Origin of the sequence: Streptomyces sp. NPDC029526 (genome assembly GCF_040637405.1) — a bacterium.
Taxonomy (GTDB): domain Bacteria; phylum Actinomycetota; class Actinomycetes; order Streptomycetales; family Streptomycetaceae; genus Streptomyces.
The window spans coordinates 73931-100074 of the sequence record NZ_JBEZWE010000012.1 but is presented as its reverse complement, the minus strand read 5'-3'; the positions used below and the strand labels follow the sequence as shown (position 1 = coordinate 100074).

Annotated in this window: 21 protein-coding genes and 2 pseudogenes; 17 read left to right on the top strand and 6 right to left on the bottom strand. The window is 73.3% G+C overall.

The features are described 5' to 3' along the window. Nucleotides 1-5 precede the first annotated feature (5 nt). Entirely contained in the window at nucleotides 6-179 is a 174-nt protein-coding gene (locus tag AB0F01_RS23245; RefSeq protein WP_362098916.1) for a DUF397 domain-containing protein, read from the bottom strand. 10 nt (nucleotides 180-189) lie between these two features. Continuing rightward, a pseudogene (locus AB0F01_RS23240) lies at nucleotides 190-396 on the bottom strand (Scr1 family TA system antitoxin-like transcriptional regulator); the annotation flags it as partial. Nucleotides 397-854: 458 nt separating this feature from the next. Between AB0F01_RS23240 and AB0F01_RS23235 the strand changes: the two are divergent. From AB0F01_RS23235 to AB0F01_RS23195, 9 genes are all read left to right on the top strand, one after another. Then, nucleotides 855-1313 carry a hypothetical protein gene (locus AB0F01_RS23235; RefSeq protein ID WP_362098913.1) on the top strand — a complete coding sequence of 153 codons (459 nt, stop codon included), beginning with the start codon at nucleotides 855-857 and terminating at the stop codon, nucleotides 1311-1313. 211 nt (nucleotides 1314-1524) lie between these two features. Further along, nucleotides 1525-2886, top strand: a complete 1362-nt coding sequence (locus tag AB0F01_RS23230) for a nitrate/nitrite transporter (protein WP_362098910.1) — start codon at nucleotides 1525-1527, stop codon at nucleotides 2884-2886. Between the two features lie 120 nt (nucleotides 2887-3006). Then, the gene (locus tag AB0F01_RS23225; protein ID WP_362098907.1) at nucleotides 3007-4161 is read left to right on the top strand and encodes a uroporphyrinogen-III synthase; all 1155 of its coding nucleotides are present in this window, start codon (nucleotides 3007-3009) and stop codon (nucleotides 4159-4161) included. 139 nt (nucleotides 4162-4300) lie between these two features. Further along, nucleotides 4301-4897, top strand: coding sequence for an ABATE domain-containing protein (locus tag AB0F01_RS23220; protein ID WP_362098904.1), 597 nt, complete (start codon nucleotides 4301-4303; stop codon nucleotides 4895-4897). A 346-nt stretch (nucleotides 4898-5243) separates the two neighbouring features. Further along, nucleotides 5244-5825, top strand: a complete 582-nt coding sequence (locus AB0F01_RS23215; RefSeq protein WP_164338096.1) for a sigma-70 family RNA polymerase sigma factor — start codon at nucleotides 5244-5246, stop codon at nucleotides 5823-5825. A 47-nt stretch (nucleotides 5826-5872) separates the two neighbouring features. After that, nucleotides 5873-6658 carry a zf-HC2 domain-containing protein gene (locus AB0F01_RS23210; protein WP_362098901.1) on the top strand — a complete coding sequence of 262 codons (786 nt, stop codon included), beginning with the start codon at nucleotides 5873-5875 and terminating at the stop codon, nucleotides 6656-6658. A gap of 60 nt (nucleotides 6659-6718) precedes the next feature. Beyond that, nucleotides 6719-9016 (top strand): UvrD-helicase domain-containing protein, encoded by a 2298-nt coding sequence (locus AB0F01_RS23205; RefSeq protein ID WP_362098898.1) that lies wholly within the window; start codon nucleotides 6719-6721, stop codon nucleotides 9014-9016. A gap of 347 nt (nucleotides 9017-9363) precedes the next feature. Next, nucleotides 9364-10782, top strand: a complete 1419-nt coding sequence (locus tag AB0F01_RS23200; RefSeq protein ID WP_362098895.1) for an NAD-dependent malic enzyme — start codon at nucleotides 9364-9366, stop codon at nucleotides 10780-10782. 425 nt (nucleotides 10783-11207) lie between these two features. Then, nucleotides 11208-11489 (top strand): HU family DNA-binding protein, encoded by a 282-nt coding sequence (locus AB0F01_RS23195; protein WP_003990598.1) that lies wholly within the window; start codon nucleotides 11208-11210, stop codon nucleotides 11487-11489. A 305-nt stretch (nucleotides 11490-11794) separates the two neighbouring features. On the opposite strand, the gene murA is transcribed toward AB0F01_RS23195, so the two are convergent. After that, nucleotides 11795-13141 carry a UDP-N-acetylglucosamine 1-carboxyvinyltransferase gene (murA, locus tag AB0F01_RS23190; RefSeq protein WP_362098892.1) on the bottom strand — a complete coding sequence of 449 codons (1347 nt, stop codon included), beginning with the start codon at nucleotides 13139-13141 and terminating at the stop codon, nucleotides 11795-11797. A 255-nt stretch (nucleotides 13142-13396) separates the two neighbouring features. Here murA and AB0F01_RS23185 point away from each other — a divergent pair, with 255 nt between their 5' ends. The 8 genes and pseudogenes from AB0F01_RS23185 (at nucleotide 13397) to AB0F01_RS23150 (ending at nucleotide 23162) form a co-directional block, all read left to right on the top strand. Next, nucleotides 13397-13969, top strand: coding sequence for a YqgE/AlgH family protein (locus AB0F01_RS23185; RefSeq protein ID WP_362098889.1), 573 nt, complete (start codon nucleotides 13397-13399; stop codon nucleotides 13967-13969). A gap of 29 nt (nucleotides 13970-13998) precedes the next feature. After that, nucleotides 13999-14289, top strand: a complete 291-nt coding sequence (locus AB0F01_RS23180; protein WP_362098886.1) for a DUF3039 domain-containing protein — start codon at nucleotides 13999-14001, stop codon at nucleotides 14287-14289. A gap of 294 nt (nucleotides 14290-14583) precedes the next feature. Further along, nucleotides 14584-14747 (top strand): annotated as a pseudogene (locus AB0F01_RS23175) (carbohydrate ABC transporter permease); the annotation flags it as partial. Between the two features lies 1 nt (nucleotide 14748). Then, complete coding sequence (locus AB0F01_RS23170; protein ID WP_362098883.1) at nucleotides 14749-16404, top strand: beta-N-acetylhexosaminidase; 1656 nt, start codon at nucleotides 14749-14751, stop codon at nucleotides 16402-16404. Nucleotides 16405-16689: 285 nt separating this feature from the next. Further along, complete coding sequence (locus AB0F01_RS23165) at nucleotides 16690-17583, top strand: FAD binding domain-containing protein (RefSeq protein ID WP_362098880.1); 894 nt, start codon at nucleotides 16690-16692, stop codon at nucleotides 17581-17583. Beyond that, nucleotides 17580-19358 (top strand): 2Fe-2S iron-sulfur cluster-binding protein, encoded by a 1779-nt coding sequence (locus AB0F01_RS23160; RefSeq protein WP_362098878.1) that lies wholly within the window; start codon nucleotides 17580-17582, stop codon nucleotides 19356-19358. The genes AB0F01_RS23165 and AB0F01_RS23160 overlap by 4 nt, the downstream gene beginning before the upstream one ends. Next, nucleotides 19355-21670 (top strand): molybdopterin cofactor-binding domain-containing protein, encoded by a 2316-nt coding sequence (locus tag AB0F01_RS23155; RefSeq protein ID WP_362098875.1) that lies wholly within the window; start codon nucleotides 19355-19357, stop codon nucleotides 21668-21670. Before AB0F01_RS23160 ends, AB0F01_RS23155 begins: the two co-directional genes overlap by 4 nt. A 307-nt stretch (nucleotides 21671-21977) precedes the next feature. After that, complete coding sequence (locus tag AB0F01_RS23150; protein WP_362098872.1) at nucleotides 21978-23162, top strand: SUKH-4 family immunity protein; 1185 nt, start codon at nucleotides 21978-21980, stop codon at nucleotides 23160-23162. Nucleotides 23163-23262: 100 nt separating this feature from the next. Here AB0F01_RS23150 and AB0F01_RS23145 read toward each other — a convergent pair whose 3' ends face one another. From AB0F01_RS23145 to AB0F01_RS23135, 3 genes are all read right to left on the bottom strand, one after another. Beyond that, entirely contained in the window at nucleotides 23263-23586 is a 324-nt protein-coding gene (locus AB0F01_RS23145) for a hypothetical protein (RefSeq protein ID WP_362098869.1), read from the bottom strand. 180 nt (nucleotides 23587-23766) lie between these two features. Then, a complete protein-coding gene (locus AB0F01_RS23140) occupies nucleotides 23767-24624 on the bottom strand; it encodes a hypothetical protein (protein ID WP_362098866.1) in 858 nt (285 codons plus the stop codon). 397 nt (nucleotides 24625-25021) lie between these two features. Next, a complete protein-coding gene (locus AB0F01_RS23135; protein ID WP_362098864.1) occupies nucleotides 25022-25474 on the bottom strand; it encodes an endonuclease domain-containing protein in 453 nt (150 codons plus the stop codon). Nucleotides 25475-26144: the final 670 nt, after the last annotated feature.

Genomic DNA, 26144 nt, shown 5'->3' with positions numbered 1-26144 from the left:
ACCGTTCACTTGGACAGGTGGGCGAGGAAGGCGGCCCACGCGGCGGGGGAGAGGGTGAGGCGGGGGCCGGGCGCGGTCTTCGAGTCGCGTACGAGGACGGTGGCGGGAGCGGTGGCCACTTCGACGCAGTTGGAAGCATCCGGGCTGTAGGAGGACTTGCGCCAAGCGTGATCGGACATAGTGCCTCTCTCAGGTCTCCTGGGCGATGCGGTGGATCAGGTCGCGGGATGCGGCGGGCTTGAGGGCGTTCGACTCCATGCGGTCGAGTACGGAACGGTACTTCGTCAACTGGGCTTCTGCGTCGACGAATTCGCACCCGTGGTGGGTGTCCAGCTGCACGGTGTCGAGCTGCGGGACGGGCCCCGACAGATAGTCGATCGACTGTCCCGTTCCCGGGCGAGGACCCTGGCCAGGGCGGCGGGCTCCGGGCCCTGGTCAAGCTGTTCAACTACCTGGTGCCGATCGGCGCCCCGCCCTACCCGCTCGAGGCCGGGGACCTTGGCCCGCTGGGCGCCCTGAGCGGGACCTACGACGGCACCGCCACCGGAAACACCCGTCACCGCCCCGGCGCCGACGGGACCCGGCAGGAACGCCTGGGCGGGCTGATCGTCGGCAAGGGACCGCAAGGTTCAGGGCCTCCTGGGCTCTCACGCTCTCGACTACGAGATCGTCAAAAGGGAGACACTTTGACTGTCGAATACAGGGCGTGGACCGACATCAACAACGCATCATTCGTCCCGGGCCATCAGGCGTGGCAAGAGGGGTTCCATGAGGCACCGCAGTACATGGGCGGTTACTTCGCCGGGTTCCGCGTCGACGTCAGATGGCAGGAAACGATCCACCAGTAGGCGGGCATGAAGGTACTTCGTGGGTGCACCACCGTCGCGGTCGTCCTCGGGCTCTGCGTGATCGGTCTGTTCGCACTGGTGCGGTGCGGGGCTGACGAGGGAGGCGAGCTCAGTTCCCGGCAGGTCATCGGCGTATGGACGGGCGCCGGTGGCGGAAGGGTGGAGTTCCGGGCCGACGGGCGGTTCGAGATGTCGGGCATTCCCCGTAGTGCCGTCGTCTTCGCCTTCGCCGACCCCCCGCCGGGTGAGGGCAAGCTCTCCGGCGGGGGCGAGTGGGAGCTCGCCGACGGCGACGAGAGCGGCACCGTCGAGCTCGGGTTCCGCGCGGGAGGCTCGTTCCCGGACGACAGCCAGTCCGCGCTGCTCGAAGTCAAGGAAACGGGTGACCGGCCGGTGCTGTACTTCGCCGTCGACCCCGACAAGGAGTACGGCTACGAGGTGCGGCGCGTCCGGTCCGACGAGTAGGTCGCCGTCCGGACGACGGACGACCGGAGCACTGCCGCGGCCCGGCCCACTCACCAGGGGAGCCGGGCCGCGGGCATGACGGCGGCCTCTCACCCCGGCGCATCGGGGGGTGAGGGCAACGTTCCCGCACGGTCATCCACATGCCCCCCGGCCTGAAACGCCCCCTCCCTACGTTCGGCACGACCGAGCTGTGGAACACCGTGGAGGCGTCATGACAGCCCGCAGTAACCGCTGGATCCAGCAGTGGGATCCGGAGGACGAGACCTTCTGGAAGCGGACCGGGGAGCGGATCGCCCGCCGCAATCTCCTCTTCTCCGTGCTGTCCGAGCACATCGGGTTCTCGGTCTGGACGATGTGGTCCGTGCTGGTGCTCTTCATGGGCCCGGAGTACGGGCTCACCCCGGCCGACAAGTTCCTGCTGACCTCGGTGGTCACCCTGGTCGGTGCCGTGGTCCGGGTGCCGTACACCTTCGCCGTCGCCGTCTTCGGCGGGCGGAACTGGACGGTGATCAGCGCCGGGCTGCTGCTGGTGCCGACCGTCGCCGCCTTCGCCGTGATGGAGCCGGGCACCTCCTTCTCCACGTTCCTGCTGGTCGGCCTGCTGGCCGGGATCGGCGGCGGCAACTTCGCCTCCTCCATGACCAACATCAACGCCTTCTTCCCGCTGCGGAGGAAGGGCTGGGCGCTGGGTCTGAACGCCGGCGGCGGCAACATCGGCGTCCCGGTGATCCAGCTGGCCGCGCTCGCGATCATCGGCGCGGGCGGGGGACCGCGCGTGCTGCTCGGCCTCTACATCCCGCTGATCGTCGTCGCCGCCGTGCTCGCCGCCCGGCACATGGACAACCTCGCCTCCGTCCGCAACGACACCGGCGCCGTGCGGGAGGCCGCGCGGGACCCGCAGACCTGGATCATGTCCTTCCTCTACATCGGCACCTTCGGCTCGTTCATCGGCTACAGCTTCGCCTTCGGGCAGGTGCTCCAGACCCAGTTCGGCCGCACCCCGCTCCAGGCCGCGTACGTGACCTTCCTGGGCCCGCTGCTCGGGTCGCTGATCCGGCCGCTGGGCGGGTGGCTCGCCGACCGGTACGGCGGCGCCCGGATCTCCCTGGGCACCTTCGTGGCCATGGGCGCGGCGACCGCCGTGCTGATCGCCGCCTCCACCCGGCAGTCGCTCACGCTGTTCACCGCCGCCTTCGTCGTCCTGTTCGTGCTGACCGGCCTCGGCAACGGGTCGACGTACAAGATGATCCCGGGCATCTTCCGGGCGAAGGCGCTGGCCCGGGGGCTCACGGGGGAGGAGGCGGCGGTGTACGGGCGGCGGCTGTCCGGGGCGGCCATGGGGCTGATCGGGGCGGTGGGCGCGCTCGGCGGGGTCGGCATCAACCTGGCGTTCCGCCAGTCCTTCCTCGCGCACGGCTCCGGCACCGGCGCGTTCGTGGCCTTCCTCGCCTGCTACGCGGTCTGCTGCGCGGTCACCTGGGCCGTATACCTGCGCCGTCGCCCCGCGGCCCGGCCGTCCGGGCCGGAAACCGCCCCCGAGCGGAACCCGCAGGTCAGCTACGCCGACGTATGACGTAACACTGGTGACACGCAGCCGATCCGAGCCCGTCATGGATCATTGACAGGCTCGGACGGCGGGGAGGCGGAGCCGCGCCTCCCCGCGGTACGCCGACTCGATCCCGGGACGAGAGCCATGGACGACGAACAGCAGCAGCCACCGGCCCACGGGCCCCTCGCGGGCTTCACCGTGGGCGTGACCGCGGCGCGCCGGGCCGACGAGCTGGGCGCGCTGCTGGAGCGGCGCGGGGCCGTCGTGCTGCACGCGCCCGCCCTGCGGATCGTGCCGCTCTCCGACGACGGCGAACTGCTGGCCGCCACCAAGGAGATCATCGGCCGCGCCCCGGACATCGTGGTCGCCACCACCGCGATCGGGTTCCGCGGCTGGATGTCGGCCGCCGACGGCTGGGGCCTCGGCGAGGACCTGCTGACCACCCTGCGCGGGGCCCGGATCCTGGCCCGCGGCCCCAAGGTGAAGGGCGCCGTGCGGGCCGCCGGGCTCGGTGAGGAGTGGTCGCCGTCCTCGGAGTCGATGGCCGAGGTGCTCGACCGGCTGCTGGCGGAGGGCGTCGACGGGCTGCGCGTCGCGATCCAGCTGCACGGGGAGCCACTGCCCGGGTTCGTGGAGGCGCTGCGGGCCGGGGGAGCGGAGGTGATCGGGGTGCCGGTCTACCGGTGGCTGCCGCCGGAGGACCTCGGCCCCCTCGACCGGCTGCTGGACGCGGCCGTCGCCCGCACGCTGGACGCGGTGACCTTCACCAGCGCGCCCGCCGCGGCCTCGCTGCTGGCCCGGGCCGAGGAGCGCGGCCGGCTCGACGACCTGCTGGCCGCGCTCGGCCACGACGTGCCGGCCGCCTGCGTGGGCCCGGTCACCGCGCTGCCGTTGCAGGCCCGCGGCATCGACACCGTGCACCCCGAGCGCTTCCGGCTCGGCCCGCTGGTCCAGCTGCTCTGCCGGGACCTGCCCGCCCGCGCCCGCTCGCTGCCGGTCGCCGGGCACCGGCTGGAGATCCGCGGGCACGCGGCCCTCGTCGACGGCACCCTGCGGCCGGTGCCGCCGGCCGGGATGTCCCTGCTGCGGGCGCTGGCCCGGCGGCCCGGCTGGGTCGTCGCCCGCGCGGACCTGCTGCGGGCGCTGCCCGGCACCGGCCGGGACGAGCACGCCGTGGAGACGGCGATGGCCCGGCTCCGGGCGGCCCTGGGCGCCCCGCAGCTGATCCAGACCGTCGTCAAGCGCGGCTACCGGCTCGCCCTGGACCCGCGGGCGGAGGAGAAGTACGCCGGTTCCTGAGCGGGGCGCCGGCCGCGGAGGGCCCCGGGGGGCTTCCGGGCGGGCACGGGGACGGGCACTGTAGAAGGACGGTTCCCCGGCCCCCTCGCTCGCGCCGCACCGGCCCCGGCCGGGGCGCACCCCAGGCGGTGACAGGCTCATGGCACTCGGCACGGCCACGGCGTCCCACGAGCTGCGGTTCGACACCGGACGGGTGTGTCTGGACCTGCTCGCCACCACGCATCCCGTCGAACGGCTCGACTCCCTGGCGGTGCTGCGCGCCTGGATCACCGGCTCCGGTCTCGTGCCGCCGGGCACCTCGCTCGCCCACGCCGACGCCTCGTGGCCGCCCGCGTTCCGTGAACTGCGCGGCCTGCTCGTGCCGTTGCTGCGCGGCCGGCCGGTGCCCGGACGTCCCGCGCACGACCTCGCGCTGGCCCGGGTCAACGAACTCGCCCGCGTGGCACCGCCCGCCCCGCGGGCCGTGGCGGGGGCGGACGGCACGCTGGTGCGGCGCCTGGACGGTCCGCCCCGGCGGGGCGCCCTGCTCGGCGCGATCGCCCGGGACGCGGTGGACCTGCTGACCGATCCGGTGGCGCGGGCGAGCCTGCGCCAGTGCGAGGGGGACAACTGCCCCATCGTGTACGTGGACACGTCCCGGGGGCGCAGGAGGCGCTGGTGCTCCAGTGAGGTCTGCGGCAACCGTGAGCGGGTGGCCCGCCACCGCCGCCGCGCCGCCGCCCTGACCCGCGCCTGACCACCCCCGCCTGGTCCCGGAAACGGCGTGCGGGGAGGTCCGCGCGCCGCGCCCCGGTGCACCCGCGGGACCCGCACGCAGCGCCCGTGTCCCGTATGCGGCTTGTGTGCACGCCACCCCGAAGTGACGTTGCTTACACCCCGTTTGCCGGTTCCGGAGTGCGGGCAGCGGGCCCCCTCCCGTCAGGTGTGTCGGAAATGTAAAGAGCACGGGGGGAATATGTGGCTCCATGTCCTCCCTCGTCACGTCGGCCCGCAGAAAAGTGCCACCACGGTTTGAACACCCGCCACTTGGTTTGCGTACCGGTAGTCGAGCGACCGACTGGGGGATCCCCCGGACACCGGAGGTGGGCGTGCGCAAGGATTCCGTCGTGGCCAATGAACGTGGAACGAGGGCCCGACATCGCGCGTCCCAGCCCTCGGAACCTGACGAGGAGCTGATGCGTGCTCTGTACCGCGAGCACGCCGGACCCCTGCTGGCCTATGTGCTGCGGCTGGTCGCCGGAGACCGGCAGCGCGCCGAGGACGTCGTGCAGGAAACGCTCATCCGTGCCTGGAAGAACGCCGGTCAGCTCAATCGGGCGACCGGTTCGGTACGCCCCTGGCTGGTGACGGTCGCCCGGCGCATCGTCATCGACGGCCACCGCAGCCGGCAGGCCCGGCCGCAGGAGGTCGATCCGTCGCCGCTGGAGGTCATCCCCGCGGAGGACGAGATCGACAAGGCGCTGTGGCTGATGACGTTGTCGGACGCACTCGACGACCTGACACCTGCCCACCGGGAGGTGCTCGTCGAGACGTACTTCAAGGGACGTACGGTCAACGAGGCGGCCGAAACGCTCGGGATACCCAGCGGTACGGTGCGCTCCAGGGTGTTCTACGCCCTGCGTTCGATGAAGCTGGCACTGGAGGAGCGGGGGGTGACGGCGTGATGGGTGTGTACGGGGGAAACCAGGGATTCGGCGCGGGTGGTACGGGTATGTCTGCTCCCATGGAGGGATCACCGGTGCCGAACGAGCACGAGACCGTCGGCGCCTACGCCCTCGGCATCCTGGACGACGCCGAGGCGGGCCGCTTCGAGATGCACCTCGCGAGCTGCGAGTGGTGCGCCCAGCAGCTCGACGAACTCGCCGGGATGGAACCGATGCTGGCCGCGCTCGCGGACCTGCCCGGCTCCGGCACGCCGTCGATCGGTGAGTCGCTGGCCGCCAAGCCCTCCCCGCGCGTGGTGGAGAAGCTGGTCGACGAGGTCGCCGAGCGCAGGGCCAGGAAGCGCCGCCGCAACTTCTACATGGTGGCCGCCGCCGGCGCGCTGATCGTCAGCGGTCCGTTCGTCGCCGTCGCGGCGAACAGCGGGGGAGACGGCGGGGGCGGGGGCGACACCAACCGGACGCTCTCGGCGAACCCGGCCAAGGACGCCTTCGAACAGATCCCCGACAAGGTCACCGCCACCGACCCCACCACCAAGGTCACCGTGACCGTCGCCCTCCAGGAGAAGGACTGGGGCACCGGCACCGTCACCGAGCTGCGCAACCTCAAGGGCTTCGAGAAGTGCTCGCTGATCGCCGTCGGCAAGAACGGCGAGCGCGAGACGGTCACCTCGTGGTCCGTCCCGGCCGAGGGCTACGGCGTGCCCGACGCCAAGACGGACAAGGCCCGGCAGCCGCTCTACATCCAGGGCGGCGCGGCCTTCGAGATGAACGAGATCGACCACTTCGTCGTGGTGGACTTCGACGGCAAGCAGCTCGTCGAAGTGGACGCGTAGCCTCACCCGGCCCCCTTCGCGTACGGTTGACGGCTGCCCAGCACGTCAGAAGGGGGCCCGGTGGCCGCTCAGGCTCAACAGGAATCCGCGGTCGGACCGGTGCACGACTCCGTCCGCGACCGGGAGATCCGTGTCGAACAGGAACACCTCGACCAGGTGTACCGGCGCCTCGAGGAGAAGATCGACGAGGCCGAGTTCCTCATGCGCGACGCGGCCCGGCGCGGCCAGGTCGGCACCCCCGGCGCGCTCGCCGAGCGGGACGCCCAGGTCTTCCGGGCCGGCATCCACCTCAACCGGCTGAACAACGAGTTCGAGGACTTCCTCTTCGGCCGCATCGACCTGCTCGAGGGCAAGGACGGCAAGAAGGGCCCCGACGGCGCCTACACCGCCGTCGAGCCCGCCGAGGGCGCCGTGAGGCCCGACGGGACCGCCGACATCGCCGAGACCCTGCACATCGGCCGCATCGGCGTCCTCGACAGCGACTACAGCCCGCTGGTCATCGACTGGCGGGCCCCCGCCGCGGCCCCCTTCTACCGCTCCACCCCCGTCGACCCGGGCCGCGTGGTGCGCCGCCGCGTCATCCGCTCCAAGGGCCGCCGCGTCCTCGGCGTCGAGGACGACCTGATGCGCCCCGAGCTGACCGCGTGCCTCGACGGCGAGGAACTGCCCGTGGTCGGCGACGGCGCCCTGATGGCGGCCCTCGGCCAGGCCCGGACCCACAGCATGCGGGACATCGTCGCCTCCATCCAGGCCGAGCAGGACCTGGTGATCCGCGCCCCCGCCGCCTCCGTCACCCTCGTCGAGGGCGGCCCCGGCACCGGCAAGACCGCCGTCGCCCTGCACCGGGCGGCCTACCTGCTCTACCAGGACCGGCGCCGGTACGCGGGCGGCATCCTCGTCGTCTCGCCCACCCCCCTGCTCGTCGCCTACACCGAGGGCGTGCTGCCCTCCCTCGGCGAGGAGGGCCAGGTCGCCATCCGCGCCCTCGGCTCCCTGGTGGAGGGCGCCGAGGCCACCCTCTACGACACGCCCGCCACCGCCCGCGTCAAGGGCTCCGCCCGCATGCTCAAGGTGCTGCGCAAGGCCGCCCGCGGGGCCCTGGAGACGGACGGCGCGCCGGACCGGCTGCGGGTCGTCGCCTTCGGCCGCCGCCTGGAACTGGACGCCGACGACCTGGCCGGCATCCGCCGCGCCGCCCTCGGCGGCACCGCCCCCGTCAACCTGCTGCGCCCGCGCGCCCGCAAGCTGCTGCTCGACGCGCTGTGGGAGCGCTCCGGCGCGGGCACCCGGCACACCGACCCCGAGCTCGCCGCCGAACTGCGCTCCTCCTTCGACGACGACATCGCCTCCGAGGACGACTTCCTCGCCTTCCTCGACGCCTGGTGGCCCGAGCTGACCCCGGCCGCCGTGCTCGACGCCATGGCCGACGAGCGGCGCCTCGGCCGCTGGGCCCGGCGCGTCCTGACCCCCGGCGAGGTCCGCCGGGTCGCCCGCTCCCTGAAGCGCGACGGCCGCTCCGTGCACGACGTCGCCCTGCTCGACGAACTCCACGCGCTCCTCGGCACCCCCGCCCGCCCCCGCAAGCGGCGCGAACTCGACCCGCTGGACCAGCTCACCGGCCTGGAGGAGCTGATGCCGGTGCGCGAGGAGACCCAGCGCGAGCGCGCCGAGCGGCTCGCCCAGGAACGCGTCGAGTACGCGCACGTCATCGTCGACGAGGCGCAGGACCTCACCCCCATGCAGTGGCGGATGCTGGGCCGCCGCGGCCGGCACGCCACCTGGACGGTCGTCGGCGACCCGGCCCAGTCCTCCTGGTCCGACCCCGACGAGGCCGCCGAGGCCCGCGACGAGGCCCTCGGCTCCCGGCCGCGCCGCCGCTTCGAGCTCACCGTGAACTACCGCAACCCGGCCGAGATCGCCGACCTGGCCTCCCGGGTCCTCGCCCTCGCCATGCCGGGCTCCGCGGCCCCCCGCGCGGTGCGCTCCACCGGCGTGGAACCCCGGTTCGCGGTCGCCGGCGGGCCGCTCGGCGAGGCCGTGCGCGCCGAGGCGGAGCGCCTGCTGGACCGGGTCGACGGCACGATCGGCGTGGTCGTCGCCATGCAGCGCCGCGAGGAGGCCCGCCGCTGGCTCGACGGACTCGGCGACCGGGTGGTGGCCCTGGGCAGCCTGGAGGCCAAGGGCCTGGAGTACGACGCGACGGTCGTCGTCTCCCCGGCCGAGATCGCCGACGAGTCCCCCGCCGGCCTGCGCGTCCTGTACGTCGCCCTGACCCGCGCCACCCAGCAGCTCACGGTGGTCTCCGGGGAGCGCGACGAGCCGGACGCGGCCGGTGTCCCGGACCTGCTGCGGGACTGAGGGACCGCGCGGGAAATTCGTCCCCGCGCGGGAATGGCCGACGGCGATCCGTTTGTTAGCCTGGACGTGACACCGGCCCGATCCAAGCCCCCGGGCCCAACCTTCGTCGCTTCGAGCGACCACTTGCCGCGAGGCGAGCATGGCGGGTCGGTGTCGCCCATATCGTCCGAGAGGCCCATGTCACCAGTGACGTGGGCCTCTTCTCGTGGTCCCGGGCCCGCGAACACAACGTTCGCAATCCGAGGCGGCTACCGCGTACTCGCTGGTAGGTGCGACGATCGGACAGCACGACGCGCCGCTGTGGGGACATGGCGGCGCAGTAACGGAAAAAGCAGAGGAAGTCGGCCATGGCAACGGCGCCCAGCGTCTCCTACTCGATGACGATCCGGCTGGAGGTGCCGGCGAGCGGAACGTCCGTGTCCCAGCTCACCACCGCCGTGGAGTCCTCAGGCGGTTCGGTGACCGGTCTCGACGTCACCGCCTCCGGCCACGAGAAGCTGCGCATCGACGTCACCATCGCCGCCACCTCCACCGCCCACGCCGACCAGATCGTCCAGCAGCTGCGCGGCATCGAGGGCGTCGTCCTCGGCAAGGTCTCCGACCGCACCTTCCTGATGCACCTCGGCGGCAAGATCGAGATGCAGGCGAAGCACCCCATCCGCAACCGCGACGACCTGTCCATGATCTACACGCCCGGCGTGGCCCGGGTCTGCATGGCCATCGCCCAGAACCCCGAGGACGCCCGCCGCCTCACCATCAAGCGCAACTCCGTTGCGGTCGTGACGGACGGCTCCGCCGTGCTGGGCCTGGGCAACATCGGCCCGCAGGCCGCGCTGCCGGTGATGGAGGGCAAGGCCGCCCTGTTCAAGCGGTTCGCGGGCATCGACGCCTGGCCGATCTGCCTGGACACCCAGGACACCGACGCGATCGTCGAGATCGTCAAGGCCATCGCCCCCGGCTTCGCGGGCATCAACCTGGAGGACATCTCCGCGCCGCGCTGCTTCGAGATCGAGGCCCGGCTGCGCGAGGCCCTCGACATCCCCGTCTTCCACGACGACCAGCACGGCACCGCGATCGTCGTCCTCGCCGCTCTGACCAACGCCCTGCGGGTCACCGGCAAGTCGATCGAGGGCATCCGCGTCGTCATGTCGGGCGCCGGCGCGGCCGGCACGGCCATCCTGAAGCTGCTGCTCGCCGCCGGGGTGAAGAACGCCGTCGTGGCCGACATCCACGGCGTGGTGCACGCGGGCCGCGAGGACCTCAAGCAGGCCGCGCCCGACTCCACGCTGTGCTGGATCGCCGAGCACACCAACCCGGAGAACCTCACCGGCACCCTCAAGGAGGCGGTGCGCGGCGCGGACGTCTTCATCGGCGTCTCGGCGCCGGACGTCCTCGGCGCCGAGGACGTGGCCGCGATGGCCGAGGGCGCGGTCGTCTTCGCGCTCGCGAACCCCGACCCCGAGGTGGACCCGGCGATCGCCCGCCAGACCGCCGCCGTGGTGGCCACCGGCCGGTCGGACTTCCCGAACCAGATCAACAACGTGCTGGTCTTCCCGGGTGTCTTCCGCGGCCTGCTGGACGCCCAGTCCAGCTCGGTGACCACCGGGATGATGCTGGCCGCCGCCCAGGCCCTGGCCGACGTCGTCACCGAGGACGAGCTGAACCCGAACTACATCATCCCCAGCGTGTTCAACGAGAAGGTCGCGGGCGCGGTCGCCGGCGCGGTGCGCGAGGCCGCCGCCGACGAGGCGCGCCCGGGGGCGTAGGCGCCGGGGCGCGGGCGCTGTGAGGATCGCCACGCGCGCCGGGAGCGGCGCGTCGTGGAACCCGCGCGGCGCCGGTGCCCTCTAGGGTGGCGGCCGGTACGAGCTACCGGTCTCCTGCCGACCGCGGCCGCCGGCGGACGGCGGCGCCGTCACCGCCCGGGAGGGCGGGGCGCTCCGTCGGGTGACTCCCACGGGTGTACTCACGGCGCATGCGGGTGCCGGATTGGCATTCCCGCCGCAGGTAGAGGCAGGATGCTTCACCAAGGACTACGTCCGGGGGCACCCCCAGTGGCGCGTGGGTCCGGATGACGGACCCGGGTTCCGGGCCTTTTCCGGGGCCCTGGCAGCATCGGCCTGGCCGTGCGCACCATGCGGCCCCGCCGCGTGGCTCGCCTCAACAGCAAGAAGAACACGGGAGTAACAACATGAACCGCAGTGAGCTGGTGGCCGCGCTGGCCGACCGCGCCGAGGTGACTCGCAAGGACGCCGACGCCGTGCTGGCCGCGTTCGCCGACGTCGTCGGCGACATCGTCTCCAAGGGCGACGAGAAGGTCACCATCCCCGGTTTCCTCACCTTCGAGCGCACCCACCGTGCCGCCCGCACCGCCCGCAACCCGCAGACCGGTGAGCCGATCCAGATTCCGGCCGGCTACAGCGTGAAGGTCTCCGCGGGCTCCAAGCTGAAGGAAGCCGCCAAGGGCAAGTGATCCTGACGTCCGTACGTCCCGGGACGGCGTACGGCGCACAGTGACGCCCGAAGGGGCGGCCACCCGGTCCGGGTGGCCGCCCCTTCTGCTTGTCCTCACCCGGCCGGTGGCCGGGGCGACGGGTGCCGGGCGCCGGCGGGGCCGACGGGCACCGCGTCCGGGCGACGGGCGGCGCGTCGGCGCGCGAGGGCCGTCAAGCCGGGCCCCTGGGCGCCGGCCGGGGCACGCGCGCCGCGACGGGCGCCCGTGACGGACTGCCGGGCGCCGTCGGCCGACGAGCGCCCCGCCCGGCCGGGAGGTCGCCGTCAGCCCAGTGCCTTGCCCGGCAGCTCGACCTTCGCGCCCAGCTCCATCAGCTTCTCCATGAAGTTCTCGTAGCCCCGGTTGATGAGCCCGATGCCGTGGACCCGGGACGTGCCCTGGGCGGCCAGGGCGGCGATGAGGTAGGAGAAGCCGCCGCGCAGGTCCGGGATGACCAGATCGGCGCCCTGAAGCCGGGTGGGGCCGGAGACGACCGCGGAGTGCAGGAAGTTGCGCTGGCCGAAGCGGCAGTCGGAGCCGCCCAGGCACTCGCGGTACAGCTGGATGTGCGCGCCCATCTGGTTGAGCGCGGAGGTGAAGCCGAGCCGGGACTCGTAGACCGTCTCGTGGATGATCGACAGGCCGGTGGCCTGGGTCAGCGCCACCACCAGCGGCTGCTGCCAGTCGGTCTGGAAGCCGGGGTGGACGTCGGTCTCCAGCGCGATGGACTTCAGCTGCCCGCCCGGGTGCCAGAAGCGGATGCCCTCGTCGTCGATCTCGAAGGCGCCGCCCACCTTCCGGTAGGTGTTCAGGAACGTCATCATCGAGCGCTGCTGGGCGCCGTGGACGTAGATGTTGCCCTCGGTCGCCAGCGCCGCCGACGCCCACGAGGCGGCCTCCAGGCGGTCCGGGAGGGCGCGGTGGGTGTAGCCGCCGAGCTTGTCGACGCCGGTGATGCGGATGGTGCGGTCGGTGTCCATCGCGATGATGGCGCCCATCTTCTGCAGGACGCAGATCAGGTCCTCGATCTCGGGCTCGACCGCGGCGTTGGACAGCTCGGTGACGCCCTCCGCGAGGACCGCCGTCAGCAGCACCTGCTCCGTCGTGCCCACCGACGGGTACGGCAGCCGGATCTTGGTGCCGCGCAGCCGCTGCGGGGCCTCCAGGTATTGGCCGTCCGCCCGCTTCTCGATGGTCGCGCCGAACTGCCGCAGCACGTCGAAGTGGAAGTCGATGGGCCGGCCGCCGATGTCGCAGCCGCCGAGGCCGGGGATGAAGGCGTGACCGAGGCGGTGCAGCAGCGGCCCGCAGAACAGGATCGGGATCCGCGAGGAGCCCGCGTGGGCGTCGATGTCGGCGACGTTGGCGCTCTCCACGTGCGTGGGGTCGAGGACCAGCTCGCCGGGCTCCTCCCCCGGACGGACCGTCACGCCGTGCAGCTGCAGCAGACCGCGTACGACGCGGACGTCACGGATGTCCGGAACATTGCGCAGCCGGCTCGGAGCGCTGCCCAGCAGGGCGGCGACCATGGCCTTCGGTACGAGGTTCTTCGCACCGCGGACCCGGATCTCGCCCTCCAGCGGGGTTCCGCCGTGGACCAGCAGTACGTCATCAGCGCCGTTGACGGTCATGGATCTCGCGTTCCGTGGGGTGTTTGGGGCAGGGCCGAAAGGCACAGGGTAGTCGGCCCCGGGCCCGCTTCTGTATGCCCGGACGGGGTCCGGCCACGTCATGAATCCGTCACAACACGAACCGTCCGGGGGCGGCCACGGGCGGTCACCGGCGCGGCCGTGCGCCCCGGGTGCACCGGGCCGCCCTGAGCTGCGTCCACTCCCGTGCACCGGTTGCCTCCCCATCGGGCGGGCGGATGCGGGATCATGTCTGCCATGACCGAGGTGTCCTCGCTCACAGGGCGGTTGCTCGTGGCCACCCCCGCCCTGGCGGACCCGAATTTCGACCGTGCGGTGGTGCTCCTCCTCGACCACGACGAGGAGGGGTCGCTCGGCGTGGTCCTGAACCGGCCGACGCCGGTGGACGTCGGTGACATCCTCGAGGGCTGGGCGGACCTGGCCGGCGAGCCCGGTGTCGTCTTCCAGGGCGGTCCCGTCTCCCTGGACTCCGCCCTCGGCGTCGCCGTCGTCCCCGGGGAGCCGGGGGACCGGGCCGCGCCGCTGGGCTGGCGCCGGGTGCACGGTGCGATCGGCCTGGTGGACCTGGAGGCGCCGCCGGAGCTGCTGGCCTCGGCGCTCGGCTCGCTGCGCATCTTCGCCGGCTACGCGGGCTGGGGCCCGGGCCAGCTGGAGGACGAGCTGGCCGAGGGCGCCTGGTACGTGGTGGAGTCGGAGCCGGGGGACGTCTCCTCACCGGCGCCGGAGCGGCTCTGGCGCGAAGTGCTCCGCCGCCAGCGCAACGAGCTGGCGATGGTCGCGACGTATCCGGACGACCCGTCGCTCAACTGAAGCCTGTGACCTTCAGTACCCTTTCTTCCATGAGCACTCTTGAGCCCGAGCGCGGGACTGGTACGGGGACCCTCGTCGAGCCGACGCCGCAGACCTCCCACGGCGACGGTGACCACGAGCGCTTCGCCCACTACGTCCAGAAGGACAAGATCATGGCGAGCGCCCTCGACGGGACTCCCGTCGTGGCGCTGTGCGGCAAGGTGTGGGTGCCCGGCCGCGACCCGAAGAAGTACCCGGTGTGTCCCATGTGCAAGGAGATCTACGAGTCCATGGGCTCCGGCGACGACAAGGACAAGGGCAAGGGCAAGGGCGACAAGTAGGCCCGTCCCCCGGCCGGTCGCCCACGACGGACTTCCCGGGCCCCCGGAGCGTGTGCGCACGCCTCCGGGGGCCTTTGTGCTGCCCTTTGTGCGCCTGCGTGTTGCGCGGTGTGCGTCCGCCGGTCACAGAGTGGTGGAGACCTCTTGTGGGCCCGCGGTCCCGCTCCCTAGCCTCCGGGGTGTTGTGCAGAGCGGAACCGTCATTGCGCATGTCGCAACACCCGGAGGAGCTTCATGGAGCCGCCCGTCCGGCCGGCGGCCGACCCGGCCGTCCCCGCCGCCCTCGCGTGCGCGTCGACCCGCCCGACGGCTCTGCTCGTCCTCCGCACACCGGACAGCCCGACCGGGACGGCGGCGTCACGACGGCGTCCACGGTGACGGCGATCCCCGTACCGGTCTCCCCCGTACTCGTGCAGCGGCGTCCGGTCGTCGGACCGGGCGGCGCGGTAAAGGACTGACGTGACCTCACCGACCGAACTCCTGCCCGCCCCGTCGGCCGTCGAACGCCCTCGGGACGGCACCGTCGACCTGACCGACGCCACCACCCTGTGGGCCGGACCCGGCACCGGCACCACCGAGCGCTGGCTGCGCTCCACCCTCGGCGCCGCCCTGCGCCTGCCGCTGCGCCCCGGCCCCGAGCACGCCCCCGACGGGCTGCGGCTGCGCGTCGACGACACCCTCCCGCCCGAGGCGTACCGGCTCACCGTCGAGGCCGGCACCGGCACCGAGATCACCGGCGGCAGCCCGGCCGGGGTGTTCTGGGGCGCCCAGACCCTGCGCCAACTGCTCGGCCCCGACGCCTTCCGCCGGGCCCCCGTCCGCCCGCACGGGCGGCCCCTGCGCCTGGCCGAGCAGAGGATCGAGGACGCCCCCCGCCTCCGCTGGCGCGGTCTGATGCTCGACGTGGCGCGGCACTTCATGCCCAAGGACGACGTGCTGCGCCACCTCGACCTGATGGCCGCCCACAAACTCAACGTCCTCCACCTGCACCTGACGGACGACCAGGGCTGGCGCGTCGAGATCCGCCGCCACCCGCGGCTGACCACCATCGGGTCCTGGCGGTCCCGGACGAAGATCGGCCACCGCGCCTCACCGCTGTGGGACGACCGTCCGCACGGCGGCTTCTACACCCAGGACGACATCCGGGAGATCGTCGCCTACGCCGCCGACCGGCACATCGGCGTCGTCCCCGAGATCGACGTGCCCGGGCACTCCCAGGCCGCCATCGCCGCCTACCCGGAGCTGGGCAACTCCGACGTCGTGGACACCACCGCCCTGACCGTCTGGGACACCTGGGGTATCAACCCCAACGTCCTCGCCCCCACCGACACCACCCTCCGCTTCCTGGAGGAGGTGCTCGAGGAAGTCCTCGACCTGTTCCCGGCGGACGCCGGCAGCCCGTTCTCCTCGTTCGTGCACCTCGGCGGCGACGAATGCCCCAAGGACCAGTGGCGCGCCTCGCCGGCCGCGCAGGAACAGCTGAGCCGGCTCGGACTCGCGGACGAGGACGCGCTGCAGGCGTGGTTCACGGGCCACTTCGACCGCTGGCTCACCGCACGCGGACGCCGGCTCATCGGCTGGGACGAGATCCTGGAGGGCGGCCTCGCCCCCGGCGCCGCGGTGTCCTCCTGGCGCGGCCGTGCGGGCGGGATCGCCGCCGCACGCGCCGGCCACGACGTGGTCATGTGCCCCGAGCAGCAGGTGTACCTGGACCACCGTCAGGACGCGGGCCCGGACGAGCCGGTGCCCATCGGGTACGTGCGCACCCTGGAGGACGTCTACCGCTTCGAACCCGTTCCCGCCGAGCTGACGCCCGAGCAGGCGGAGCGGGTGCTGGGCACCCAGGCCAACCTGTGGAGCGAGGTGACGGAGGACCGGGCCCGCGTCGACTACCAGCTGTACCCCCGGCTGTGCGCGCTCGCCGAGGTCGCCTGGAGTGCCCTGCCGGCCCCCGAGGAGCGGGACTTCGCCGGCTTCGAGCGGCGGATGGACGCCCACTACCGGCGCCTGGCCGCCCTCGGGGTCGCCCACCGGCCGCCCGCCGGGCCGCTGCCCTGGCAGAAGCGTCCGGGCGTCCTGGGGCGCCCGATCGACGGCACGCCCCCGAACCGGTAGCCCGCACGCCCGTTCCGCCGCCGGCGGGTCACGCGCCCGCGTCCGCCCCACCTCGAACAGGTCACGAAAAGTCACAAGGATCACGGAAACGTGCCGAACCGAGCACACTGGTGATGTCGCCCGAAATCGGACCATGTGCGGGGTGAGGTGGGCGAACGTCTCCTAGCGGACCCCTGTCCTCGGCACCCGCGAAGATGTGCCAGAGTTGCCACGTCCGCCCTGTCAGGTCGTACCGTACGGCAACACAGGTGGGACCAGGTGGGGCAGCGGGAAGGGGCAGCCGGTTTGACCACGCACGCACCACAGGCGGCGCAGACCGTCACGCTGCCCACGACGCTGGACGAGGCGGTGGCGGCGCTCACCGCCATGCCCGCCGCCGTGCCCGTCGCGGGCGGCACCGACCTCATGGCCGCCGTCAACTCCGGACAGCTCCGGCCCGCCGCCCTGGTCGGCCTGGGCCGGATCAGCGAGATCCGCAGCTGGCAGTACCTCGACGGGCACGCGCTGCTCGGCGCCGGGCTCACCCACGCACGCATGGGCCGCCCCGACTTCGCCGCCCTCATCCCGGCGCTCGCCGCCGCCGCGCGCGCGGCCGGACCGCCGCACATCCGCAACGCCGGCACCCTCGGCGGCAACATCGCCTCCGCCGCCCCCACCGGGGACGCGCTGCCGGTGCTGGCGGCCCTGGAGGCGACCCTGATCGTCGCCGGCCCGGGCGGCGCCCGCCGCGAGCTGCCCGTCTCCCACCTGCTGGCGGGCATGGAGATGCTCCGCCCCGGCGAACTCATCGGCTACGTCCGCGTGCCGCTGCTGCACGCCCCGCAGGTCTTCCTGAAGGCGACCGGCCGCACCGGGCCCGGCCGCGCGACGGCGTCCGTCGCCCTGGTCCTCGACCCGGCGCGGCGCGGGGTGCGCTGCGCGGTGGGCGCCATAGCGCCGATGCCGCTGCGCCCCGTGGACGCCGAGCAGTGGGTCGCCGGGCTCATCGACTGGGACAACAACCGCGCGATCGTGCCCGAGGCCCTGACGGCCTTCGGCGAGTACGTCGCCGCGGCCTGCATCCCCGACGCGGCCCCCGCCGAGGACGGCTCCCTCGCCCCGCTGCCGCCCGCCGTACTGCACCTGCGGCGCACCGTCGCCGCGCTGGCCCGACGAGCACTGGGGAGGGCGCTGTCGTGACCGACGACCAGCACGGAGAGGGCACCCCGCGCGGGGGCGGCCGCTGGGACCCGCTGCCGCAGGGCGAGTACGACGACGGCGCCACGGCGTTCGTCCAGCTGCCCGAGGGCTTCGACGGCGGCCCGGCGTCCTCCCCGGACACCCCGCTCGCCGCCCCCGGCGGCCACGGCTACGTGCCGCCGCAGATAACGGTCGCCCCGGCCACCACCGCGGGCACCGACCCGGCCGCCACCGGCACCTGGGCGCTCCCCGGCGCGCCCGGCGCACCCCTGGACGGGACCGGGTGGAACGACGCCCGCGCGGGCCAGGAACACCCGGAGCACCAGGACCCGCAGGCCGCCCCGCAGGACGGGCACGACCGCTACGGGTACCGGCCCGGGGACACCGGCGGATGGACCTTCGACGAGGCCGCCCCCGGAGAGGGCCGCGGCGGGGAGGAGCAGGCGCCCGGCCAGGACGTGACCGGACAGTGGTCGATCCCGGTCGCCCGCGGCGACATCCCGGACGAGTCGGGCGAGTTCACCACGTCCTCGCTGGTCGAGCAGTGGGGCGGCACCCCGCCCGCCACCCTCCCGGGCGGCGCGTCCGCCCCCTGGGCCCCACCGCCGGAGGCCATCGGCCGCCCCTGGGGCCCCGGCGTGCCGGGCGTCCCGCAGGACGACGGCCCCGACACCCCCGGGGGCCCGGACCACCGCCACGGCCGGGACGAGGGAGCCGGGCCGCGGCACGGCGGCGCCGACGGCCGCCCCGCCCACGACGACCCCGGCACCGGCCACCCGCCGCACGCGTACCCCGCCGGGACCGGACCGGCCCCCGCCGGGGAGCCCGGCCACCCGGACACCGCCGGCGGTCACCCGGCCCCGGAGCAGACCGGCCCGGCCGACCCCGGCACCGGTGAGCCCGCCGACGGCCGGCCGCGCGACGACGGCGCTTCCGCGGGCCCGGCCGACGCCGGGACGGGCCCCGGCGGCCCCGCGGACGACGCGGAACCCGCCGCACCCGCGCCGGCCCCGGACCCCGCCGGCCCCGCGGACCCGCCCGGCCCGCGGGACGGCGACGCCCCGCGCGCGGACGCCGACGACGGGCGGCCCGAGCCCGCGCCCGACGTCGCCGACGGCGGTCCCGCGGGCGGCCCGCACGACGACCACCCGCTCGCCTCGTACGTGCTGCGGGTCAACGGCACCGACCGGCCCGTCACCGACGCCTGGATCGGCGAGTCCCTGCTCTACGTCCTGCGCGAGCGGCTCGGCCTGGCCGGCGCCAAGGACGGCTGCTCGCAGGGCGAGTGCGGCGCCTGCAACGTGCAGGTCGACGGCCGCCTCGTCGCCTCCTGCCTGGTGCCCGCCGTCACCGCCGCCGGCAGCGAGGTCCGCACCGTCGAGGGCCTCGCCCAGGACGGCCGGCCCTCCGACGTGCAGCGGGCGCTCGCCCGGTGCGGCGCCGTGCAGTGCGGCTTCTGCGTGCCCGGCATGGCGATGACCGTGCACGACCTGCTGGAGGGCAACCCCGCCCCCACCGAGCTGGAGACCCGCCAGGCCCTGTGCGGCAACCTGTGCCGCTGCTCCGGCTACCGGGGCGTGGTCGACGCCGTCCGGCAGGTCGTCGCCGAACGCGAGGCGCACGCGGCGCCCGACGACACCGGCCAGGACGGCGACCCCGCGGCGGACGAGGCCCGGATCCCGCACCAGGCGGGCCCCGGTGACGGCGGCACGCACCCGCCGGCCCACCCGGGCCCGGACGACCAGCCCCACGGCCAGGACGGAGGCCAGGCGTGACCGACGAGACAGCCACCGCGCAGGCCGCGCGGCCCACCGGGGACCTGCCCGAGCCGGAGCCCCTGCCGCACGGGCTGGGCAACTCCCTGCCCGCCGCCGACACGCGCGCCAAGACCGAGGGCACCTTCCCGTACGCCGCCGACCTGTGGGCCGAGGGCCTGCTGTGGGCGGCCGTCCTGCGCTCCCCGCACCCGCACGCGCGCATCGTCTCCATCGACACCAGCCACGCCCGCGCGATGCCGGGCGTCCGCGCGGTCGTCACCCACGAGGACGTCCCCGGCCGGCCGGTGCACGGCCGCGGCACCTCCGACCGCCCGGTCTTCGCCTCCGAGGTCGTGCGGCACCACGGCGAGCCCATCGCCGCCGTCGCCGCCGACCACCCCGACACCGCGCGGATGGCCGCCGCCGCGGTCATCGTCGAGTACGAGGCGCTCGACCCGGTCACCGACCCGGAGCAGGCGTTCGAGGCCGAGCCCCTGCACCCGGACGGCAACCTGATCCGGCACATCCCGCTGCGCCACGGCGACCCCGACGCGACCGGCGACGTCGTCGTCGAGGGGCTGTACCGCATCGGGCGCCAGGACCCCGCCCCCATCGGCGCGGAGGCCGGGCTCGCCGTGCCCCGCCCCGACGGCGGCGTCGAGCTGTACCTGGCGTCCACCGACCCGCACGCCGACCGCGACACGGCCGCCGCCGTCCTCGGCCTGGAGGCCGACCGCGTCAAGATCGTCGTCACCGGGGTGCCCGGCGCCACCGCCGACCGCGAGGACCAGGGCTTCCAGCTCCCGCTCGGACTGCTCGCGCTCAGGACCGGCTGCCCGGTCAAGCTCACCGCCTCGCGCGAGGAGTCCTTCCTCGGCCACGCCCACCGCCACCCCACGCTGCTCCGCTACCGGCACCACGCCGACGCCGAGGGCCGCCTGGTCAAGGTCGAGGCGCAGATCCTGCTCGACGCGGGCGCCTACGCCGACACCTCCTCCGAAGCCCTGGCCGCCGCCGTGTCCTTCGCCTGCGGCCCGTACGTCGTCCCCCACGCCTTCATCGAGGGCTGGGCCGTCCGCACCAACAACCCGCCCTCCGGCCACATGCGCGGCGAGGGCGCGATGCAGGTGTGCGCCGCCTACGAGGCGCAGATGGACAAGCTGGCCAAGAAGCTGGGCACCGACCCGGCCGAACTGCGCCTGCGCAACGTCCTGGCCACCGGCGACGTGCTGCCGACCGGCCAGACCGTCACCTGCCCCGCCCCGGTCGCCGAACTCCTCCAGGCGGTGCGGGACCACCCGCTGCCCCCGCTGCCCAAGGACACCCCCGAGGACGAGTGGCTGCTGCCCGGCGGCCCCGAGGGCGCGGGCGAGCCGGGCGCCGTGCGCCGGGGCGTCGGCTACGGCCTGGGCATGGTCCACATGCTCGGCGCGGAGGGCGCCGACGAGGTCTCCACCGCCACCGTGAAGGTCCAGGACGGCGTGGCGACCGTGCTGTGCGCGGCCGTCGAGACCGGGCAGGGCTTCACCACGCTGGCCCGGCAGATCGTCCAGGAGACCCTCGGCGTCGACGAGGTGCACGTGGCGCCCGTGGACACCGACCAGCCCCCGGCGGGCGCGGGCTGCCGCGGCCGGCACACCTGGGTGTCGGGCGGCGCGGTGGAACGCGCGGCCAAGATGGTCCGCACCCAGCTGCTCCAGCCGCTCGCCCACAAGTTCGGCATGTCCACCGAACTGCTGCAGATCACCGACGGCAAGATCACCTCCTACGACGGCGTCCTGTCCACCACGGTCGCCGAGGCGCTGGAGGGCAAGGAACTGTGGGCCACCGCCCAGTGCCGCCCGCACCCCACCGAACCCCTGGACGAGTCCGGCCAGGGCGACGCCTTCGTCGGCCTCGCCTTCTGCGCGATCCGCGCGGTCGTCGACGTCGACATCGAACTGGGCTCGGTACGGGTGGTGGAACTGGCCGTCGCCCAGGACGTGGGCCGCGTGCTCAACCCGGCCCAGCTCGCCGCCCGCATCGAGGCGGGCGTCACCCAGGGCGTGGGCGCCGCCCTCACCGAGAACCTGCGCACCCCGCGCGGCCTGATCCGCCACCCCGACCTCACCGGCTACGCCCTGCCGACCGCGCTGGACGCCCCGGACATCCGGATCGTCAAGCTGGTCGAGGAGCGGGACGTCGTCGCCCCGTTCGGCGCCAAGGCGGTCAGCGCGGTGCCGGTGGTGACGTCCCCCGCGGCCGTCGCCTCCGCCGTCCGTGCCGCCACCGGCCGCCCGGTCAACCGCCTGCCGATCCGGCCGCAGGCGGCGGTGGTGACGGCGGGCTGAGGCTCGGGGCACCCGCCGTGGTGCCCGGCCCCGGGCGGGGACCCGCCGGACCCCGGGCGGGTGCCGGTTGCGGCCCGGTCGGTGAACCGGGGGCGAATTCCGGCCCCCGGGGCAACTCCCGGCCCCGTCCGGGCGTCTCCTGATACGGAACGTGCGGGTGCGCGTTCCCGGTCCGGGGGCGTTGTCAGTGGTGACGCGTAATGTGCCGAGTCGTGGGGGACGGCTGCCGGGCACGGCGGCGGGCGACCGTCCGCCCGGCCGGAACGTTCGCGGCCCGGAGCCGAGCACACGTCATCGCGGGGGAAGCATGAGCACGAGGGACACCGTTGTCACGGCGATCGCCCTGACCGAGGACATCCTCGGCCCCCACCTCGCGTACGCCCCGGTCCGGCACCGGCCCGACGGCCCCCGACTCCCCGGCGATCCGGCCCTGTTGACCTTCACCGGCCTCCGCGCGGCGGACGGCGCGTGCGCCGGGGCGGCGGTCCGCGGCCCCCTCGGCGACCGCCTCGCCGACGTCCTGCGGGACCGGCTCGTCATCGGCGCCCTGCTCGGCGCGGCGGGCGGAAGGGTCCCCGCCCCGCTCGCGGCCCCGCCCGTGGCGCTCGCCGCCGCACGCCTCGCCTGCACCGGCCGGGACCCGATGGACCAGCGCCCGCTGCCCCCGTCCCTGCCGACCCTGGCCCGGTTCGCGGCGGCCACCGACGAACTGGCGGGCCTCAGGAACCGGTTCGCCGCCCGGGCGGCCCGCCGCGGCCCGCAGGCCGCCGCCGAGGCCGCCCGCCTCCTCCTGGCCGCCTTCGAGGACGGCGCCGACGGCCGTCCCTCCCCGCCCTGCCGCCTGGCCGCCCTGCTCCGCCCCCTGGCACCCGCGGCCGGCCCGGACACGCTCTCCGGCCTCGCCCTCGACCTCCCGCCGCGCCTGCTGCACGAGACGTTCGGCCGGGGCCGCCTGGTCCGCATCGAGGAGGTCGACCTCCCCGCCACCCTCACCCACGAGCCGACCCGCCGCTTCCTCCGGGACACCGGCCTGCCCGAGGAGAGCTTCCTCTTCCGCCAGGACACCGACCGGCCCCCGCGCACCCTCGCCGAACACCACGCCGAAGAGGGCCACGACGACGCCGGCCTCCCCGCCCACGCCGACCGGCTGCTCCGCCTCGGCTCCCCGGCCGCCCACCACGACCTGGTCGTCGACGGCGCCACGGGCGAGGTCCTGCACTGGGACGAGCACGCGTCCGCCCTGCGCCCCCTGACCACGGACGTCTCCACCCTCGCCGCCACGCTCTGGCTCCTCCAGCGCGAACACACCCTGGACGCCGACGCGGAGGACGCCCTGACCGCGCGGGCGTACGACGGGCTGGTGATGGCGATGATCCAGGCCCTCTCCGCCTTCGACCCGGCCGACGCGACCGACCCGGCCGACGCGACCGCCGGAACCGACGAGCACGCCCGGCCCGGTCTCCTCCGTGAGGAGGCGGACGGGGTGCTGTGAGCCGGCCGGTGCCCCGGGGCGCCGGCCGGAGGCCCTTTCTCGTGGCACCGGATGCCGTGGCCGCACCCCGCCGGCCCCGCACCCCTCCCGTACCGGGTGGCTACGTGTCGGCGTCGTCCTGCTCGACGTACGGCGGAATGCGCCGGCCCCTGCTCTCGGCGATGAGGAGGAGATCGGTCAGGCTCCCGACGAGCCGCCGCGCGGCCCAACGGAGTTCAGACGCCGGGAGCTCCGAGCTGTCCTCGACCATCGGCCTGGTCAGCTTCAGGACGAGGGCGGCCGTCTCGATCTGCTGTTCCTTGACCCTGTCGGCGAGACGGGACAGGTACGTCTCCGTGCCGTCGGTCACGAGGACGGCCGCCCTACCGTCCTCACCCCACGGCAGGAGACGGAGAAGCCTGCTCTCGGGCTCGGTTCGGGTCATGCGGTCACCGCCGCCGGGTAGTCCTGCCCGAGTGTCGCCGGCACAGCCGCCCGTGGCCTGTCCCGCTGGCGGCGTCGTTCCTGCTCCCGCTCGTGGGCGATGACGTAGGGGCGGACGAGCGGCAACCTGTCGGCCTCGATGAATGTGGTGGGGTGTCCCGAGTGTGGACCGTTCGTACGCTCAGCGCGCTTGAAGCTCCTTCATGCACTGCTCGGCCATGCGCCGGGCGGGTTCCAGCCGAGGGTCCTCCGGGTGCGCGTGCGGCCCGAGGATCTTCGAGCAGGCGAACAGCGTCATCAACTTGCCGTCCCGGCTCTCGAAGTCCGACCGACGCTCGCGCTTCACGCGATCGGCCAGGGCCGGGACAGCAAGGGAACTCGCCCACAGCGATGCCGAGTCCAGCCCCAGCGGCGCGTTGCCCCAGTCCTCCCAGTCGAAGAGGCTGAATGTCGGCGCGGTCATGTTCGCCCAGTTCAGGTCTGCGTGGGCTGGAACCCACCGTTCCACGGTGGTATCGACGTTGTCCGAGAAGGCACGGCGGATGGACTCGGTGACGCGACTCTGGGTGATGGTGACGGTGTCCGGTGTGGCGATCCGCCGGGTGTCTTGCGCTGCCAGAGCGTCCAACGAGGCGTTCAACGCCTCCCACCAGTCGTCCGACAGCTCCGGAGCCTCACTCAAGATGGCGCTCCCGACAGGAGCCCCCGGCAGGAGCCCGGTTTCGTCGGCTCGCCACATCGCTGGCTCGTCCGTATCCCGCCAGACCACGCATCCGTGCCACTCAGGCTGGGCGATGCCCTCCAGACGCGCGGCGCTCTCGGTGCCGTTCCATCCCTGGTCGGGAATCTTCTCGAGCGAGCGCCGCTCGATCCGAACCCAGGTGTCACGGACCGTCCTGGCTCCAGCAGATCGGCGTTTGCGCACCACTGTGTCCCGGAGCAGGCGCACCTGCAGAGACCGCTCGACGCGATCAAGAACGTCATCAACCGGCTGCACCCGTAGATCAACGGTCTGCCCCGTGGCGAGCGAGAGCGTCATGTAGGCGACCGTAGCAGTGGTGGGCGGGAGCGAGGTGGACGGCGGGATCACTGGGGGTTGCCGTCTCTGCCTCATGCGCGACCGAATACGGCCTGAGTCGCTGGACCATGAGCGGGCGCTTGCCGGGCCCAGGACCGACGATGTGATCGAGTCGGTACAGAGCTCCGGGTGGGCTGTGGCAGCAGCTGTCCTGGTCAGGCAGGTGGAGGCCGTGGCGGGAATCGAACCCGCGTTACTCGCTTTGCAGGTTTGTCCGCGCTGGTCGGAGCATGATCCGGACACGTTCTGCGGCGTTCATTCTCGTACGGGCGCTGCGCGGAGCGTGGCTGAGCGAACGGCCCTGGACGCTCGCGCACGGCGAGGAACGAGACGGAAACTGAGACGGTCGTCCTGTCTCTCAGGGCCGACGCCTCACCAGTCCTGCGGCGACGGCCGGCGGGTTGTTCAGGTACTTCTCGAACAGCGGGATAGGGGTGACCCTTCCCCTGACTCCTTCATACCAAGTCACCACGCCTGCATTGCAGCTCCAGCAGAGCAGGCCTCGAACACACTCGCCACATGAGGTGCCCTTATCAGGGCAGCAAGCGTGATTGTGATCAAGGTTTAGTCCGTCCCCGTCCTTGTACTCCTTGTCGCAGAGAGCGCAGCGGTAGTTCTGGAAAGCGAAAAGGCGGTCCACCGCCGCGAAGGACAAATTGAACTTCTTGGCACGGGTTCGTTTGCCGGAGCAGGCGCGGCAATGGCTGCGTGGAGCGCCATTTCGAATGGCGTCCGTAAGGAAGCGCTCCGCAGGAAGCTCCTGTTGACACATGGTGCACCAGTACACGCCCCGTGCCAGCAGGCTCTGCATCTGTGCAGTTGAGGTGCGCTCAACCAGTGCCACCAACTCAGCCCCGCGTCGATGCATGACGCCGTGTGGCAGACAGAGGTCGTCGCCCTGCTCCGGGGACTCAGCCCTTCGGCGGCAACCAGGCACTCGACAGGAACCATCGTGAGCAGTGCGAGGAGCAGGCAGGATCGTCAACTGTCGTCCCTCTGCCGCTTGGCTGTAGTGGGTCCTACACAAGGATCGGCTGTACTGCGGACGCTCACAGTTTGGGCCAGTGCACTGGGCCCCCGGAGAGATGCGCCGCGAACCGATTTCTGTCAGCCGGATGCCGCGTCGGTGTTGCTGGTAGTGCGCGTTGCACAGTCCCTTCGCGTAGACCTTCTCTTTGCATCCTTTAAACCGGCACGGCCCGTCGGTGGGCATCCGTCTCTGGATGGGAGAGAGAACCCCTTTTCGACGGAGTGCGTCGTAGTGGTTTTGGCAGTAGCCGCGCGAGTACACTTTCCGTCTGCAGCTTGGATCCTTGCATGAACCGTCCATCAAAATAAATCCACATCCCCTTAGTCATGCCCGTTTGAACGTGAAAGGGGATGCTGTCATGTTCCGCAGAGCAGTGCAAAGGGGTACGCCTCGTTCCGTTTCTTCTTCGGGGTTTGAGGGAGGGTCCTTCTGAAGCTTCGCCGCCGCCTCG

What these genes read in the sequence shown, in the direction of transcription:
- AB0F01_RS23235 (WP_362098913.1), top strand. Translation starts at nt 855, where the DNA reads ATGAAGGTACTTCGTGGGTGCACCACCGTCGCGGTCGTCCTCGGGCTC.
- AB0F01_RS23245 (WP_362098916.1), bottom strand. Translation starts at nt 179, where the DNA reads ATGTCCGATCACGCTTGGCGCAAGTCCTCCTACAGCCCGGATGCTTCC.
- AB0F01_RS23185 (WP_362098889.1), top strand. Translation starts at nt 13,397, where the DNA reads ATGACCGAGGTGTCCTCGCTCACAGGGCGGTTGCTCGTGGCCACCCCC.
- AB0F01_RS23210 (WP_362098901.1), top strand. Translation starts at nt 5,873, where the DNA reads ATGTCTGCTCCCATGGAGGGATCACCGGTGCCGAACGAGCACGAGACC.
- AB0F01_RS23140 (WP_362098866.1), bottom strand. Translation starts at nt 24,624, where the DNA reads ATGACGCTCTCGCTCGCCACGGGGCAGACCGTTGATCTACGGGTGCAG.
- AB0F01_RS23200 (WP_362098895.1), top strand. Translation starts at nt 9,364, where the DNA reads ATGGCAACGGCGCCCAGCGTCTCCTACTCGATGACGATCCGGCTGGAG.
- murA (WP_362098892.1), bottom strand. Translation starts at nt 13,141, where the DNA reads ATGACCGTCAACGGCGCTGATGACGTACTGCTGGTCCACGGCGGAACC.
- AB0F01_RS23195 (WP_003990598.1), top strand. Translation starts at nt 11,208, where the DNA reads ATGAACCGCAGTGAGCTGGTGGCCGCGCTGGCCGACCGCGCCGAGGTG.
- AB0F01_RS23145 (WP_362098869.1), bottom strand. Translation starts at nt 23,586, where the DNA reads ATGACCCGAACCGAGCCCGAGAGCAGGCTTCTCCGTCTCCTGCCGTGG.
- AB0F01_RS23180 (WP_362098886.1), top strand. Translation starts at nt 13,999, where the DNA reads ATGAGCACTCTTGAGCCCGAGCGCGGGACTGGTACGGGGACCCTCGTC.
- AB0F01_RS23225 (WP_362098907.1), top strand. Translation starts at nt 3,007, where the DNA reads ATGGACGACGAACAGCAGCAGCCACCGGCCCACGGGCCCCTCGCGGGC.
- AB0F01_RS23135 (WP_362098864.1), bottom strand. Translation starts at nt 25,474, where the DNA reads ATGCAGAGCCTGCTGGCACGGGGCGTGTACTGGTGCACCATGTGTCAA.
- AB0F01_RS23220 (WP_362098904.1), top strand. Translation starts at nt 4,301, where the DNA reads ATGGCACTCGGCACGGCCACGGCGTCCCACGAGCTGCGGTTCGACACC.
- AB0F01_RS23230 (WP_362098910.1), top strand. Translation starts at nt 1,525, where the DNA reads ATGACAGCCCGCAGTAACCGCTGGATCCAGCAGTGGGATCCGGAGGAC.
- AB0F01_RS23150 (WP_362098872.1), top strand. Translation starts at nt 21,978, where the DNA reads ATGAGCACGAGGGACACCGTTGTCACGGCGATCGCCCTGACCGAGGAC.